The sequence below is a fragment of the Comamonas sp. UBA7840 genome (assembly GCF_002501455.1).
Lineage (GTDB): Bacteria > Pseudomonadota > Gammaproteobacteria > Burkholderiales > Burkholderiaceae_C > Comamonas > Comamonas jiangduensis.
Map to the genome: position 1 here is coordinate 60274 of NZ_DLTI01000016.1, position 15479 is coordinate 75752.

13 protein-coding genes are annotated in these 15479 nt (G+C 62.7%); 11 read left to right on the plus strand and 2 right to left on the minus strand.

The genetic code is table 11. From position 1 onward, the window contains the following. Positions 1 to 21 precede the first annotated feature (21 nt). From flgL to B3R00_RS04910, 7 genes are all read left to right on the plus strand, one after another. Positions 22 to 1227 (plus strand): flagellar hook-associated protein FlgL, encoded by a 1206-nt coding sequence (gene flgL / locus B3R00_RS04880; protein WP_286997771.1) that lies wholly within the window; start codon positions 22 to 24, stop codon positions 1225 to 1227. A 34-nt stretch (positions 1228 to 1261) separates the two neighbouring features. Next, on the plus strand, positions 1262 to 2488 hold the full coding sequence (locus tag B3R00_RS04885; RefSeq protein ID WP_286997772.1) for an HDOD domain-containing protein: 1227 nt from the start codon (positions 1262 to 1264) through the stop codon (positions 2486 to 2488). Between the two features lie 259 nt (positions 2489 to 2747). Further along, positions 2748 to 3347, plus strand: a complete 600-nt coding sequence (locus B3R00_RS04890) for a LysE family translocator (RefSeq protein ID WP_286997773.1) — start codon at positions 2748 to 2750, stop codon at positions 3345 to 3347. A gap of 223 nt (positions 3348 to 3570) precedes the next feature. Next, on the plus strand, positions 3571 to 4755 hold the full coding sequence (locus B3R00_RS04895; RefSeq protein ID WP_286997774.1) for a PLP-dependent aminotransferase family protein: 1185 nt from the start codon (positions 3571 to 3573) through the stop codon (positions 4753 to 4755). A 105-nt stretch (positions 4756 to 4860) separates the two neighbouring features. Continuing rightward, positions 4861 to 5796, plus strand: a complete 936-nt coding sequence (locus tag B3R00_RS04900) for a PhzF family phenazine biosynthesis protein (RefSeq protein WP_286997775.1) — start codon at positions 4861 to 4863, stop codon at positions 5794 to 5796. A gap of 273 nt (positions 5797 to 6069) precedes the next feature. Next, positions 6070 to 6741 (plus strand): histidine phosphatase family protein, encoded by a 672-nt coding sequence (locus B3R00_RS04905; RefSeq protein WP_286997776.1) that lies wholly within the window; start codon positions 6070 to 6072, stop codon positions 6739 to 6741. Between the two features lie 108 nt (positions 6742 to 6849). Next, entirely contained in the window at positions 6850 to 7476 is a 627-nt protein-coding gene (locus B3R00_RS04910) for a hypothetical protein (RefSeq protein ID WP_286997777.1), read from the plus strand. Here B3R00_RS04910 and B3R00_RS04915 read toward each other — a convergent pair. After that, a complete protein-coding gene (locus B3R00_RS04915) occupies positions 7458 to 8354 on the minus strand; it encodes a creatininase family protein (RefSeq protein ID WP_286997778.1) in 897 nt (298 codons plus the stop codon). The genes B3R00_RS04910 and B3R00_RS04915 overlap by 19 nt on opposite strands. Positions 8355 to 8412: 58 nt before the next feature. Between B3R00_RS04915 and B3R00_RS04920 the strand changes: the two genes are divergently transcribed. Genes B3R00_RS04920 through B3R00_RS04930 form a run of 3 tightly spaced genes read left to right on the plus strand, consistent with a single transcriptional unit; the run spans position 8413 to position 12473 of the window. Continuing rightward, positions 8413 to 9921: an MATE family efflux transporter gene (locus B3R00_RS04920; RefSeq protein ID WP_286997779.1), complete on the plus strand. Its 1509-nt coding sequence runs from the start codon at positions 8413 to 8415 to the stop codon at positions 9919 to 9921. Positions 9922 to 9981: 60 nt separating this feature from the next. Continuing rightward, positions 9982 to 12267: a protein-disulfide reductase DsbD family protein gene (locus B3R00_RS04925; protein WP_286997781.1), complete on the plus strand. Its 2286-nt coding sequence runs from the start codon at positions 9982 to 9984 to the stop codon at positions 12265 to 12267. Between the two features lie 50 nt (positions 12268 to 12317). Continuing rightward, a complete protein-coding gene (locus B3R00_RS04930) occupies positions 12318 to 12473 on the plus strand; it encodes a hypothetical protein (RefSeq protein WP_286997783.1) in 156 nt (51 codons plus the stop codon). A 117-nt stretch (positions 12474 to 12590) separates the two neighbouring features. Here the strand turns inward: B3R00_RS04930 and gltS are convergent, their stop codons facing one another. Further along, a complete protein-coding gene (gene gltS, locus B3R00_RS04935) occupies positions 12591 to 13811 on the minus strand; it encodes a sodium/glutamate symporter (protein ID WP_286997785.1) in 1221 nt (406 codons plus the stop codon). Between the two features lie 278 nt (positions 13812 to 14089). Between gltS and hemE the strand changes: the two genes are divergently transcribed. Then, complete coding sequence (gene hemE, locus B3R00_RS04940) at positions 14090 to 15205, plus strand: uroporphyrinogen decarboxylase (protein ID WP_286997786.1); 1116 nt, start codon at positions 14090 to 14092, stop codon at positions 15203 to 15205. Positions 15206 to 15479 lie beyond the last annotated feature (274 nt).

Here is a 15479-nt window from a genome sequence, read left to right on the forward strand (position 1 = left end):
TCACCGAATCAGGAGTTCACCATGAGCATTAGCCGACTGGGCACTGCCAACATGTATGACCGCACCATCAGCAACATCAGCAAGCAGCAAGCCGAGCTGGCCAGCCAGATGGAACACGCCTCTGCTGGCAAGCGCGTGCTGCGCGCCAGCGATGACCCGGTGGCCGCCGCGCAGGCCGAGCGCGCACGCACGCGCCTGACGCGCATGGAGACCGATCAGCGCATGCTGGATGCGCAAACTGCCACCATCAAATACGGCGAATCGACGCTGGGCGAAATCAATGCTGCAGTGCAAGAGTTTCGCTCGCTGCTGGTGCAAGCGGGCAATGGCACGTACAACCAGACCCAGCGCGACACCTTGGTGGAACAACTCACCAGCTTGCGCGACCAGATACTCAAGTACAGCAACCGCACCGACAGCAACGGCCTGCCCCTGTTCCGCGGCCTGGATACCGAATCCAGCATGCCCTTCCCCAACGGCGGGCAAGGCATTCAGTCGGGCCAGCCCAACAGCAGCGAATACACCATCACCAACTCGCTGGATGGTGCCTTGGCGTTCTTCAGCGGAAAGACGGGTAACGGTGTATTGGCCGTAGAAATTGGTGCCGGCAATACGGGTGCTGCGTGGGCAGATGCAGGAACTATCCGCGACCCCGCCGCGGCCACGGCCTTGACCACCCCCATTGATATCACCTTCCAGGCTGGTGCCAATGGCATGGAGTACAGCACCGATGGAGGCACCACCTGGGCTAGCTACAAGTCTGGCGATGCCATATCCGTGGCAGGCATGGATCTGGTGATCACTGGTGAGCCCAAGGCTGGCGACACTTTCACCGTCAAGCCCAGCGAAAGCATGTCGATTTTCGACACCTTGAGCCAAGCAATTGCCACGGTCAAAAACAGTGGCAACTCGGACGGAACCACCGATCACGGCGCCTTGGCGCACGGCCTGGCCAAATCTTTGGCAGAGATCGACACCCAGCTCAACCGCGTCTCCACCGTGCGTGGCGTCGCTGGTGACCTGCTCAACCAGGCCGAGCGCATGGGCAACACCCTGCTGGCCCGCAATGAACAGGTGGAAGCACAGCGTGTAGCCGCCGAAGACTACGATGCCGAAGGTATGGTCAAAGCACTGTCGCAGCTCAAGACGCAGGAAACTGCCGTGTCTGCCGCGCTGCAGTCTTATGCCTCCATCCAAAAGCTATCGTTGTTCAACTACATCAACTAAGCTTCACGCATCACAGAACCTTTAGGCAAGCACCGTGGAATTTGTTCTCAATGCATTGGTGATGGGCTACCGCCCGCTGTGGAATGCCGAGCGCAATCTGGGCGGCGTGCAATTGTTTTTGCACGACGATCCCGACACGCAGGTAGACACAGCCCACTTGCTGCGTATCTTGCGGGAGATGTGGGCGCCGTCGTCGCCGCTGCTCTTGCTCTCGCCCCAGTCGGTGCGCCTACTGCAGGGATTGCTCTCGCACATCACACCCAATCCCGCGTGGGCGTTGGAAGTGCGTGCCGAGTGGCTGGCAGACCACCCTGAGCTGCACACCAGCGTTACGCTGGCGGCCCAGCGCGGTGTGCGCTTGGTGTGGCGCGGCAGCATGAACCAGCTGCCATCCACCGAAGAGGCCAACCACTACGCGTGCAGCTTGCTGCACCTGGAGCCCCAGGACGCGCTGATTTTGATGCGCGCGGCGGTCGACCAGCCGGTACCCCAACGCCTGGCCTTGCTGGAAGGCCAGATGTACGAGGAAATCCACAGCCAGACGCTGGCGCGCCGCTGTCTGGAGCATTACCACGCCAGCGCGATTGCCGGCTGGCCCACCGACGACGTGCTGCACCGCGTGCGTGGTGCACGGGTGCTGCACCCCACGCATGAGCATGTGCTGCGCCTGATGAAAGCGGTGGATGCCGACCAGTCGCTGGAAACCTTTGAAGAAATCCTCAGCGAAGATCCGCTGCTGGCCTACCGCTTCATGCTGTACGCCAACTCGGCAGCGCTGGGCGCGCGCAACCCCATCAACTCGCTGCGCCGCGCGCTGGTCATGCTGGGCTACGGCACGCTCAAGGAATGGCTGGCAACCCAGCTGACCCACGCCAGCCACGACAAGGATTTGCAACCCATTCGCCTGAGCACCGTGATGCGCGCGCAAATGACCTCGCACTTGCTGGATGCCGGCGTGAGCCAGGAGCTGCGCAGCGAGGTCTACCTGTGCGGCCTGTTTGCGCGACTGAACGATGTACTGGACGAGCCCCTGGAAACCACGCTCACCCGCCTGCCGCTGTCCGAGCGCATTCCCGATGCAGCCATTCGCGGCGAGGGGCCCTATGCCCCCAGCTTGCAGCTGGCCTTTGCCCTGGAGCGCGAAAACGGCGCCGCCACCATCCGCGCAGTGTGCGAAGAACACGATATTTCGCTGGAACACGTCAACCGCACCTTGCTGCGCCTGGCCTGCGAATGGCACAACCAGCGCCCCCACTGGTAACAGCAGCCAACAGCGGCAGCATCGGCGTTATCAAAAAAATAGCTGCTTGCGCTTATGGTTAAAGCGTTTATCAGCCAAAACTATCTAAAAACGAAGCTACGCCAGCGCTGGCAGCTTCGTTTTTTTATTGCTGCACCCCTCTTTTGCACCCGCATTGCGCTGCTCACCACGCCGGCGCCCATGCTGCCGTTGGTACAAAACCTGCTGACAAGTGCCACGCAAGCCGCCAACATTGGCGGCTGCATTCTCCACGCCTGTCATGCCACTCCACGAATTCACCGCCTTGCTCATTTTGGCCACCGCCATGAGCTTTTCCCCTGGCCCCAACACCACGCTGTCCACCGCCATGGCAGCCAACCACGGCCTGCGCCACAGCCTGCGCTTTGTGGCCGCCGTGCCCGTGGGCTGGTCGCTGCTGCTGATACTGTGCGCTGTGGGCATTGGCGCGCTCATCACCGGCATGCCTGCGCTGCGCTGGGGCATCAAGGCACTGGGCATTGCCTACCTGCTGTGGCTGGCCTTCAAACTATCGGGCAGCGGGCAGCTGGCCCAAGCCCAGCCCGCGCAGCTGCGCGTGGGCTTTGTGCAAGGGGTTTTGCTGCAGTTCGTCAACATCAAGGCATGGCTTTTGGCGTTGACCATCGTCGCAGGTTGGGTGGCAGGCCAGGCCGATTTCACGGCGCGCATGCTGGTGGTACTACCCGTGATGGCCTTCTACGCGCTGAGCAGCAATCTGCTGTACGCCTGTATTGGCGCCGCTTTGCGCCAATGGCTGGCCACCGGGCGCCGTCTGCTGTGGTTTAACCGCGGCATGGCTGCCCTGCTGGTGCTGACGGCGCTGTGGATGCTGAGGGCCTAAGCCGTGTATTTTTTTCTAAACAGCGCCTGCAAGCCGGTGCGCAAAGCTCCACAATAGGTATACCGACGTCGCCGCCTACCGGCGCTGCGACGCCAATAGCCACGCCCCCAGCTATGCGTAGTTTCCGGGGCTGCTGGCCATGCTGCACAACGGTATGCTCTTTGCAACAAGCTTTGCCAGCACGCGCACAGTGCGCGTGCGGCGTATTGAAGATTGAGTAGTTATGACGAACTGGACCCTGGCTGCGCGTGCTGCCAAGATGAATTCCTCCGCAATCCGCGAGATCCTGAAGCTGACCGATCGCCCCGGCATCATCAGCATGGCAGGTGGTCTTCCTTCGCCTGCGGCCTTCCCCATCCCCGCGTTCACGGCAGCCTGCAACACCGTGATGGAGCGTGACGGCGCCGCGGCGCTGCAGTACTCCACCACCGAAGGCTTCCCTGAGTTGCGCCAGGCGATCGCCGACTTTCTGCCTTGGGACGTCAACCCCGAGCAGGTGCTGATCACCACCGGCAGCCAGCAGGCGCTGGACCTGATCGCCAAGATTTTCATGGACAAGGACAGCCGCATCCTGGTGGAAAAACCCACCTACCTGGGCGCTCTGCAGGCCTTCACCCCCATGGAGCCCGTGGCCGTCGGCGTGGACAGCGACGACGAAGGCATGCTGGTCGAGGACTTTGCAGCCAAGGTCGGCACTGGTGCCGACAAGGCCCGCATCGCCTACGTGCTGCCCAACTTCCAGAACCCCACCGGCCGCACCATGAGCGAGGCACGCCGCCAGGCCCTGGTGGAAAAGGCCAAGGAACTGGACATCCCCCTGATTGAAGACAACCCCTACGGTGACCTGTGGTACGAGCAAGAGCCGCCACTGCCACTGGCAGCGCGCAACCCTGAGGGCGTGATCTACATGGGTTCGTTCTCCAAGGTGCTGGCACCCGGTCTGCGCGTGGGCTTCATCGTGGCACCCAAGTCGGTGTACGGGAAGTTGACCCAAGCCAAGCAAGCCGCAGACCTGCACAGCCCCAGCTTCAACCAGCGCGTAGTGGCGGAGGTGATGAAGCACGACTTCCTCAAGAACCACATCCCCACCATCCGTGCCATGTACAAGGCCCAGCGCGACGTGATGCTGATGGCGCTGGAGTCGGAGATGGAAGGTCTGGACGTACGCTGGACCCGCCCAGTGGGTGGCATGTTCCTGTGGGTGCGCCTGCCCCAAGGCATGAACGCCCAAGACCTGCTGCCCGAAGCTGTTGAACGCGGCATGGCTTTTGTGCCCGGCGCCCCGTTTTTCGCCGGTGAGCCCGAGACCAACACCCTGCGCCTGTCTTACGTCACCGTGTCTCCCGAGCAAATCCGCAAGGGTATTGCGGCGTTGGCAGCAGCCATCCGCGCGCAGCTGGCGAAATAATTCCAGCTGCCCACGGCATGCCACATGAAGTGGCGTATCGTTCCAAGCGCACCGTTTCTGGCAAACGGTGCGCTTTTTCTTTTGGCCTTCACCTTGCTTGTACCCATGATCCCCTTTGCCCCCCAGCAGCGCCCCCTGATGACGGTCGATGTCTTCACCGCAACGCCTTACAAAGGCAACCCCGTGGCAGTGGTGCTGGATGCTGATGGGCTGGATACCGCGCAGATGCAGGCTTTTGCCCGCTGGACCAATCTGTCAGAAACCACTTTTGTGCTGCCGCCCACCACAGCGGGGCGAGCCCAGGGTGCGGACTACCGCGTACGCATTTTCACCCCCGCAGCAGAGATGCTGTTTGCAGGCCACCCCACGCTGGGCACCTGCCACGCATGGCTGCAGCATGGCGGCCAGCCCCAGACGCGTGAGCTGGTGGTGCAAGAGTGCGCCAAGGGTTTGATCACCATTGCGCGCGGCGACCACGGTCTGGCATTTGCCAACCCCAGCACGCAGGCCCTGCCTTTGCCCGCCAATCTGCATGAAATCTATGCCGCCCTGGGCATCACCACCCAGCAGGTCATGGACGCGGCGTACATAGACAACGGCCCCCACTGGCTGTGCCTGCTGCTCGACAGCCCGGACACGGTGCTGAGTCTGGAGCCCGATCTGGCCCGCCTCAAAGCCTTGGGCCACAAAGTGGGCGTTGCAGCGCTGTACCAGGCCGAAGATGCCACGCCCCTCATTGGCCGTGCGTGCCGAGAGGCCGAGGCATTTGCCACCGGGTTGCGCACGGGGATGCCCCAGTCAGCCCAGCTGGAAGTGCGCGCCTTCAGCACCACGGGGGTGGAAGACCCTGTTACCGGCAGCCTGAACGGCAGCTTGGCCCAGTGGCTGATCACCCAGGGTCATGTGCAGGCGCCCTACATGGCCAACCAAGGCGCTTGTGTGGGCCGCGATGGCTGGATTGCCATCACCCAAGACGCACAGGCCCAAGTGTGGGTGGGCGGTCACTGCGTGACCTGTGTGCAGGGCACGGTACTGCTGTAGCGGCAGAGTGCTGCCCCAAGCAGGTACTCATCCGCATCCCACACGCGAAATTACGGGCTGCAGCGGCAGTTCATGCATCCCTCATCGCGCGTTGTGGCAATGCAGGTACGCATCGACCAGCAAAGTGCACGTTATGCCCCTTGCCGCAATCCCAATCCAAGAGGCGGATGACCGCAGCGCGGATTGACCATCAGTCCCAGAAGTGACATTCCAATCCTGGAAGGTCACCCACAAGACAACCCAAGCGCTGGTAGGCACTCAAAAATGCCGGCCATGGGAACCATCTACCTCGTACGCCACGGCCAGGCATCGTTTGGGGCCGACGACTATGACCAGCTCAGCCCCTTGGGCACGCAGCAGGCGCAGCAGCTCGGCCGCTATTGGCAAGAACGCGACATGTGCTTTGACGCCGTGTACACCGGCACGCTCAAGCGCCATGTGCAAACGCTGGCGGGCATCCGCGACACACTTCCGAGCATGCCCGACGCGCAGGCCTTGCCAGCACTCAATGAATATGACAGCCATGCCCTGATTCGCAGTGTGCATCCGGAGCCGCTAGGCCCCGTGGACACGCCTGAGGCTTACCGCGCGCACTTTCGACTGCTGTGCGATGCGATTGCACAGTGGATGGCAGGCGTCATCAGCCCGGAGGGCATGCCTGCGTGGGAAGATTTTTCCGGCGGAATCAGGCAAACGCTGGAGCACATTCGCCACCAACACCATGCAGGCAATGTGCTGATCGTCAGCAGCGGCGGCCCCATCTCGTGCGCATCCAGCTTGGTGCTGGGCGCCACACCCGAGGTGTCGATTGCCCTCAATATGCGCATCCGCAACACTGCAGTCACCGAACTGAGCATGAGCGCCAAGCGCCTGATGCTACAAACGTTCAACACGCTCAACCACCTCGATTCCGCGCAGACCCGAGACTGGATCACCTTCGCCTGACTGCCCGCAAGCGAGTCCTCGAGCGGCTTAGAAAGAACGTGCGGTTTGGCACGTTTTTCCTCGGGGGTGTACAACGCTGTAGGGCACACCCTGTGCCTGGGAGCTTGTATGTTTGCACCTTTTGCCGATGACGCCCTGGAACCCAAGCTAACAGTGGCTGACATGGCTGCCCTGCGCGAATTACTGGGCGATGCCATTCAGCCACACCAGGCAATTGCCATGCTGGATCTGGGCGAGCACCGCAGCCGCCTGCTCATCAGCGAGGGCGAAGGCGGCCACCCACAGCCGGTGTTTCACCACATGGACGTGGGTATAGACCAGCTCGCCACGCGCACCTTCAAGCAGCACATGCCTACCGAGGCCCAACTGGAGCACGGCATCATGCTGGTGGAAGATGCGGCCATGCCGATGGCACGGTTGATTCCGCCGAGCAACGTCTTTGTCACACGCGATCCGTATTTGCTGGAAGTGGGGCAACAGGCTTTGGGGGTGCGCGATGTGGCCACTGCGTGGAAAGCTAGCGGTCGCTTGCCCATGCTCAGCCGCGAAGCCGTGGAAGGGCAGTTCGATATGCTCGCGCGCCAAGCCGCGCACCCCCATCTGCCGCTAGGGGATCTGCCGCAGTCGCCACGTTGGGCGGCTGCACTCTTGTTTTTGCGAGAAATCCTGCACCACTGGCAATTGGGTGCCGTACGTTTGTTGCCTGGTGGGCTGCATCAATCGCCCAAAGGCTGAGGCTTGGCACCCACCGTATCGGCGGGCAAGGCATGGATTTCCGCCAGCAATTGCGCCAAGCTGGCCGCAGCCCCCTCCACCAAGGCCTGCCCGCGCTGCGCATCTGCAGCCGCCGCATTACCCGCTGCGCCTTGGGGGTTGTAGTCCTGCATGGCCCAGCCCAACTTGGCACTTTTGCCATTGCCCAAAATAGGAAAATTCTGGGCACGCAGCTCTGAAGTGCTGGCAAAGTTTTGCGCATGCTGCATACGCACCAGATCCGGGGCCACATGCAGCATCATGGAAGTTTCGGTCTCCCCGCCATGCACCCCAAAACGGTGCTCATGGGCGCTGAACGCCTCATTCACCCCCGCAGGCTGGGGCAGGTTGAACCAGCTGCTGTGATAGACCAGCAGGCCACATTGCATGCGCAATTGCCGGGCCACGATGTCCATGCTGCTCACATTACCGCCGTGGGCATTGAAGATCAGCAGCTTCTTGACCCCGGCGCGCGCCACGCAGACGCCCAATTCGGTCCATACGGCCAGCAGCGTGGCGGGCGATAAACCCAAGGTGCCGGCGTAATCCTGGTGCTCCAGGCTCAGGCCCACCGACTGGGTAGGCAGCGCCAGCACAGGCACCTCGGGGGGCACCTGTGCCAAGGCAGCATCCAAAATGCCTTCTGCCAGCGCCGTGTCTACGCTCAAGGGCAAGTGGGGGCCATGCTGCTCTACCGCGCCCACGGGCAAGACCGCCACCGTCTGTTCCACCAGCCCACTATGCTGCGCCAGCGCAAAATCACGCGCAGACACCTCGGCCCAGCGGCGCGAAGGCCATTGCCGCAACGCGGGCTGTGTAGACAATTCCGAGGAAGAAGGGGTATCAGGGGTTTGGCACATGCTGCAATCTTAGGCGCTGTCCGGCAGACTGGCGCATCCGCCCCACCACAATCCCCCTATGTCTACTGCCCCAGCGCGCACGCCTACGCGCGACCTCACCCAAGGCCCCATCGCCCGCACCTTGCTCGTTTTCTCACTGCCCATCTTGGCGGGCAACGTGCTGCAGTCCCTCAACGGCTCCGTGAACGCCATGTGGGTGGGCAAGTACTTGGGGGAAGCAGCACTCACTGCTACGGCCAATGCCAACAACATCATGTTCTTGCTGATTGGCCTGATCTTTGGGGTAGGCATGGCAGCCACCATCTTGGTGGCCCAAAGCATTGGAGCAAAAAATCTCACGCAAGCGCGCACTGTGATTGGGTCTAGCGCTACGTTTTTTGGCATTGTCTCTTTGGTTATCGCACTGATTGGCTACCCGCTATCGCGTTACATCTTGCAATGGATGGGCACCCCCGAGCAGGCCTTGCCCCTGGCAGAAAGCTATTTGCGCGTGATCTTTCTGGCCATGCCCCTGCTGTATCTGTTTGCCTTCATCTCCGCCATCTTGCGCGGCGCGGGCGATACGCGCACGCCCTTTATCTTCTTGCTGATCGTGGTGGTGCTCGACGTCATCCTCAACCCGGTGCTGATTTTTGGCCTCGGCCCCTTCCCACAAATGGGCATCACGGGGGCAGCCACCGCCACCCTGGTCTCCAACGCCATCAGCTTTGTGGCCATGCTGCTGTGGCTGTACTGGCGCAAACACCCACTGTGGATTGGCAGCCATGAGCTGCATTTCTTCCTGCCCCAGGCGCGCATCCTGCAGGCACTGGTCATCAAAGGCCTACCCATGGGCGCGCAAATGGTCATGATTTCCTTGGCCATGCTGATGGTCATGACCATGGTGAATGGCTATGGCGTGGAAACCTCGTCTGCGTACGGTGCCGCCTTGCAGCTGTGGACTTATGTGCAAATGCCCGCCATGGCCATTGGAGCGGCCTGCTCCACCATGGCCGCACAGAACGTGGGCGCGGGCCAGTGGCACCGGGTGGACGGCACCGCCAAGGCCGGCGTGTGGGGCAATGTGCTGATGACCGGTGCCCTCGCCGCGCTGATCGTGTTGCTGGACCGGCAGGTACTGGGGCTGTTTTTGCCCGCAGGCAGCGAGGCCCTGGCCACCGCCCGCCACCTGAACCACATTGCCGTGGGCTCCTTCCTGTTCTTTGGCGTCACCTTTGTACTGTCGGGCGTGGTGCGGTCCACGGGTGCGGTGATGCCTCCGCTGGTTATTCTGGGCATTGCCCTGTGGGGCGTGCGCGTACCTGTGGCCAAGCTGCTGCAACCGTGGTTGGGCGTAGACGCCATCTGGTGGAGCTTTCCTGCCAGCTCGGTCTGCGCCATGCTCATGAGCGTGGCCTACTACCGCTGGGGCCGCTGGCGCCAGGCACGCATGCTCAGTCAACCCACCGCAGACGAGGAAACCGTGGCCACCCCGGCCGAAGTGGCAGGCCAGCCCCCTGCCCCGGTCTGTGCGCTGCGTCAACGTTTACCCTCGCAAACACCAGCCACCACTGCGGACACCCCCTGAAATCCGAGCACGACAACGCATACAGGAACCACAATGCGGTTTCTGCATCCAAGCTCTGTCATGCCGATTTCTGCCCCCACCTCTTTCCGCCGCGCGCGGGCTGCTGCGCTGCTCATGGTGCTCAGCCTTGTGACGCTGTGTTCCGCTTTGCTGCCCACGCTTGCCCGTGCGCAAATCCAGCTCAAGATGGGCGGCGCGTCCAGTGCCGCCGCGGTGTCAGACACCGTCACCACCCCCCGCGTGCAGGCGCAACTGGTAGCGCTGGCCCCACAAGGCATTGCCCCCGGCCAGCCGCTGGAACTGGGCTTGCGCATCCAGCACCAGCCTGACTGGCACACCTACTGGAAGAATGCAGGCGACTCCGGCCTGCCCACGCAACTGGACTGGCAGCTGCCAACCGGCATGCAGGCTGCAGACATTGCGTGGCCCACGCCCCAGCAAATCCGCGTGGGCGACATGCTCAACTACGGCTATGAAGGCACGGCGCTGCTGCCGGTGACCGTGCAGGTCGGCCCCGACTTTCAGCCCCGCGCCGACGGCACGGTAGACATTCGCCTGAACGCCTCCTGGCTGGTGTGCCGCGTGGAATGCATTCCCGAAGAAGGGCAGTTTGCCCTGAGCCTGCCCACCCAGGTGGCAGACACCCTGTGGGCCAGCGACTTTGCCCAGGCCCATGCCCAGGCACCGCAAGCCCTCGAAGCGGCACCCTCCGTCTTTCGCGCGCTGCCCAGCGGCGACCGTGTCAGCCTGCGTGTGCAAGGCCTGCCCGCTGCAGCCCACGGCCAGACACTGGCCTTCTACCCCGAATCTGCCGACACCTTTCACCACGCCGCCGTGCTGGGCAAAGACTGGCAACAAGCCTGGGAAGGCGATGTCTGGACGGCCGAGCTGCCCCTGTCCGCCATGCGCGGGGAAACGCCCGCGCAACTGAGCTTTGTGCTGGGCCTGCCTGCGGCAGGTGCCGATGTGGCGCATGCACCGCCGCCCCAGTCATGGCGCATCACCGCCCCGGTCGAAGGCACTTGGACGGCGGCCGACCTGGCCCAGGTCTCCCCCGCACTGGCAGCGGCATTGGCGGCCAACCAGCAAGCAGCCTCCAGCACCGCACCCGCCGCTCCGGCCAGCAGCATCAGCACCAGCAGCTGGGTGGCGGCCTTGATCGGTGGCCTGATTGGCGGCCTGCTGCTCAACCTCATGCCCTGCGTCTTTCCGGTGCTGGCCATCAAGCTCATGGGCTTTGCGCGCCATGGCGCGGATGTGCGCGCCCAGCGTGCCAACGGGCTGGCTTATGCCGCGGGCGTGGTGCTGAGCTTCATGGCGCTGGGCGGTGTGCTGCTGGCGCTGCGCGCTGCAGGCGAACAGCTGGGCTGGGGCTTTCAGCTGCAGTCGCCGGCGGTGGTGGCAGGCCTGGCCGCGCTGTTCACCTTGATTGGTCTGAACTTGGCGGGCGTTTTTGAGTTGACCCAGATGGTGCCCAGCCGCATCGCCAATTTGCATGCCCGCCACCCGCTGGCCGATGCTTTTATCTCCGGTGTGGTGGCGGTGGCCATTGCATCACCCTGCACCGCGCCCTTCATGGGTGCATCGCTGGGCTTTGCCGTAGGCATGCCTGCGGCGCAAGCCCTGGCAGTTTTTGCGGCGCTGGGCGTCGGCATGGCCATCCCTTACGTCCTACTGAGCTGGGTGCCTGCGCTGCTGCGCTGGCTGCCGCGCCCCGGCGCGTGGATGGACACCTTCCGCCGCGCCATGGCTTTTCCGATGTTTGCCACCGTCATCTGGCTGGTGTGGGTGCTGGGCCAGCAAAGCGGTATTGACGGCGCCGCCACCTTGCTGGCGTTGCTGCTGTGCCTGGCCGCACTCGCGTGGGCGCTGACGCTGCAAGGCAAAACCCGCGTGGTGCTCAGCGTGCTGGTGCTGGCACTGGCGGGCTGGCTGACCAGCAGCTTTGGCCGCAATGTGGTGGAGCCGCTGCCTGTGGCCAGTGCCAGCAGCAGCGCAACCACCGGCACAGGCTGGCAAGCGTGGTCTGCCAGCGCGCAAGCCGAGTTGCTGGCCCAAGGCCGCCCCGTGTTTGTGGACTACACCGCTGCCTGGTGCGTGACCTGCCAGTACAACAAGCGCACCACCTTGGCGGAGGGCGACGTGCTGGCAGCTTTTGCCCAGCGCAACGTGGCCTTGCTGCGCGCCGACTGGACACGGCGCGACCCCGCCATCACCGCTGAGCTGACCAAGCTGGGCCGCAGCGGCGTGCCCGTGTATGTGCTGCTGGCGCCGGGCCAAGCGCCAGTGGTGCTCAGTGAATTGCTCAGCACGCAAGAGGTGCTGAACGCTCTGCAAACGCTGTAAGACAGTAAAGCCTTGAGGGCTGCACAGAAAAAAGATAGCTTGCAGCGCTGATGAAAAAAGGACTTCAGATAGAAAAACATCTGAAGTCCTTATTTTTTGAGCGCTGGCAGCTACTTTTTTATCCACCGCAAAAAGCAAAGCCGCTGCTGGCACAGGCACCAACAGCGGCCGGGAATTGGCGTGGACCAAGGCTCGTTTGCTTGTAAAGAGGATCAACCAGCCTTACCCGAGATTCTTCATCAGCCCACAAACGGTATTGTGCAGGGCGCAAATGACAGCCATGTGACGCTGGCGCCACCCGCTGCGGCGCAACCGCCCAGCGGCTAAATCAGCAGCTGGATGATGAGCGCGTTCACGATGTCCACAAAAAAGCCGCACACCAGCGGCACCACAATGAACGCCCGGTGCGCTGCCCCGTGGCTGCGCGCCACGGCGGTCATATTGGCCACAGCGGTGGCGGTAGAGCCCAGCGCAATCCCGCCAAAGCCTGCGGTGATGACGGCCGCCTCATAGTCTTTGCCCATGCTGCGAAACACCACAAACCGTGCAAACAGCACCGTCATGCCAATTTGCAGCGCCAGCACCGTCAGCACAAAGCCCATCACACCTTGCAGCACCCACAGCTGCAGCCCCATCAGCGCCATGGTCAGGAACATGCCCAGGCAGATATCGGAAATCATGGACAGGCCCTGCCGCATGCTCGTCCAGTGGAACTGCCCCAGCTTGCGGCGCTTGCGCGAGAGCATCCACTGCCCCAAGGTGTTGCGCAAAATAATGCCGCCCAGCAAGCAGCCCACAAACATCGGCAGCTGCAGCCCCGCTTGGTGGAACAGCGGCGTAATCACGCCGCCAATCATCAGCGCCATGTTCAGCCATAGCCACGCGCGCAGCACACCAAAGTAGTCCAGCGTCACCACCATCTGCTTGTTGGGCACGCCCACATCCAGCGGGCGCGCACCGCTGCCGTGAATGGCGTGGCGGCGCAGCAGGTAGCTGGCAATCGGGCCGCCAATCGTGCAGGCGGCAATCATGCCCACCATATTGCTGGCCATGCCCAGCTCCACCGCATTGGCAATACCCAGTTGCTCGACAAAAATCGGCCCCCACGCCAGCGTGGTGCCCACGCCGCCCGTGAGTGAAATGGAGCCCGTCATCAAGCCCGCCCGCGCATCCAGCCCGAACAGCTCGGCCACGCCCATGCCCAGCATGTTCTGCAGCACGATGAACACGGTGGCCAGCGCCAGCAGCACCAGCAGCGGTTTGCCACCTTCCTTGAGCGTCATCAGGTCCGAGCGCAAACCAATCGCCGCAAAAAAGTACAGCAGCAAGGTGTCGCGCACATCCAGATCAAACGTGATCTTGGTGCCCAGCACCATATAAGCCAGCCCCACCACACAGGCGCACAAAAAGCCCCCGACCACCGGTTCTGGAATGCTGTAGCGGCGCACCACGCTCCAGTGTTCGGCCAGTTTCTGGCCGGCAAAGAACAGCAAGATGGCCAAAGTAAAGCTTTGGAAGGCGGGAATGTGCAAGGAGTCAGGCATGGTCACGGGCGTGGTCAGGGTGGTTCCAACAAAGCGGGCGATTGTGCCCTGCCCGCTCTTGGCTGTGTCCTATAACCGAGTGGCCCGCCCCTGTTCGCAACCGCCAGCCAGGCCGGCAAGGACTTGCGCTGCATCAGGACAAGGGCAGCTACAGCCCGCAACTAGCCCTTGACGCAAGGCAAGTTGCAGCCCATCCGTTAAACTGGTCAGTTCCCAAGAACCGAGCTGTCGCCTCCCAGCCTTCGCTGCGGGGCATGCCCTTTCTCAGTGTGAGCGCCATGTCTTTTGCCCCCCTTTTGAACGACACCTTCCTGCGCGCCTGCCGTCGTCAGGCCACCGACTACACGCCCCTGTGGCTGATGCGCCAGGCTGGCCGCTACCTGCCTGAGTACAAAGCCACCCGTGCGCAAGCCGGCAGCTTCATGGGCCTGGCCACCAATGTCCAGTACGCCACCGAAGTGACGCTGCAGCCGCTGGAACGCTTCCCGCTGGACGCTGCCATTTTGTTCAGCGACATCCTCACAGTGCCTGATGCCATGGGCTTGGGCCTGTCGTTCGCCGAAGGCGAAGGCCCGCGCTTTGCCAAGATCGTGCGCGACGAAGCCGCCGTGGCCGAGCTGGCCGTGCCCGACATGGACAAGCTGCGCTACGTGTTTGACGCCGTCACCAGCATCCGCAAGGCGCTGAACGGCCGCGTGCCGCTGATTGGCTTCTCTGGCAGCCCATGGACACTGGCCTGCTACATGGTCGAAGGCAAGGGCAGCGACGACTACCGCCAGGTTAAGAGCCTGATGTACGCGCGCCCCGACCTGATGCACAAGATCTTGCAGATCAACGCCGACAGCGTAGCCGCCTACCTGAACGCCCAGATCGACGCGGGCGCCCAGGCCGTGATGATTTTTGACAGCTGGGGCGGCGTGCTGGCCGACGGCATGTTCCAGGAATTCAGCTTGGCTTACACCAAGCGCGTGCTGGCACAGCTCAAGCGCACCGGCGTGGATGGCACCGACGTGCCGCGCATCGTCTTCACCAAGGGCGGCGGCATCTGGCTGCCTGAGATGAAAGACATCGACTGCGAAGTGCTGGGCCTGGACTGGACCGCCAACTTGGGCAAAGCCCGCGCCATCGTCGGTGGTGAAGCAGGCGGCCCCGGCAAGGCCCTGCAGGGCAATATCGACCCCAACGTGCTGTTTGCACCACCCGAGCAAGTAGCCGCCCAGGCACGCGCGGTGCTGGACAGCTTTGGCCGTCCGCACACCGACACCACGACGAACGGTCCCACCCATATTTTCAACCTGGGCCACGGCATCAGCCAGTTCACGCCACCCGAGCATGTCGCCGCACTGGTGGAAACCGTGCACAGCTACTCGCGCCAGCTGCGCCAAGCGGTTTAACGCACCGCGCATTAATTAGCGCCCACTCACATCAGCCCGTAGGCCTTGGACTACGGGCTGTGTCGTTCATGGCGTGGTGAAAAAACGACTGAATTCGCGCAAAAAACAACAAATCCGCGCAAGGCGCGCGCATCTACTGCTTACTTCTACGCACTTGACATGTGCACGGCTTTGAACTTATGCACAACTTCGTGCATGCGGGCAGGGTTTCACCGCACCACGAAGGCTATAGCAAAATATGACGAAGCAATGTAGCAAGTCATTGTTTTTACTT

Bases quoted from the DNA above. Each gene is read 5' to 3' on its own strand.
- flgL (WP_286997771.1), top strand. From the start codon at position 22: ATGAGCATTAGCCGACTGGGCACTGCCAACATGTATGACCGCACCATC.
- B3R00_RS04890 (WP_286997773.1), top strand. From the start codon at position 2,748: ATGCCACTCCACGAATTCACCGCCTTGCTCATTTTGGCCACCGCCATG.
- B3R00_RS04895 (WP_286997774.1), top strand. From the start codon at position 3,571: ATGACGAACTGGACCCTGGCTGCGCGTGCTGCCAAGATGAATTCCTCC.
- B3R00_RS04900 (WP_286997775.1), top strand. From the start codon at position 4,861: ATGATCCCCTTTGCCCCCCAGCAGCGCCCCCTGATGACGGTCGATGTC.
- B3R00_RS04905 (WP_286997776.1), top strand. From the start codon at position 6,070: ATGGGAACCATCTACCTCGTACGCCACGGCCAGGCATCGTTTGGGGCC.
- B3R00_RS04910 (WP_286997777.1), top strand. From the start codon at position 6,850: ATGTTTGCACCTTTTGCCGATGACGCCCTGGAACCCAAGCTAACAGTG.
- B3R00_RS04915 (WP_286997778.1), bottom strand. From the start codon at position 8,354: ATGTGCCAAACCCCTGATACCCCTTCTTCCTCGGAATTGTCTACACAG.
- B3R00_RS04920 (WP_286997779.1), top strand. From the start codon at position 8,413: ATGTCTACTGCCCCAGCGCGCACGCCTACGCGCGACCTCACCCAAGGC.
- B3R00_RS04925 (WP_286997781.1), top strand. From the start codon at position 9,982: ATGCCGATTTCTGCCCCCACCTCTTTCCGCCGCGCGCGGGCTGCTGCG.
- B3R00_RS04930 (WP_286997783.1), top strand. From the start codon at position 12,318: ATGAAAAAAGGACTTCAGATAGAAAAACATCTGAAGTCCTTATTTTTT.
- gltS (WP_286997785.1), bottom strand. From the start codon at position 13,811: ATGCCTGACTCCTTGCACATTCCCGCCTTCCAAAGCTTTACTTTGGCC.
- hemE (WP_286997786.1), top strand. From the start codon at position 14,090: ATGTCTTTTGCCCCCCTTTTGAACGACACCTTCCTGCGCGCCTGCCGT.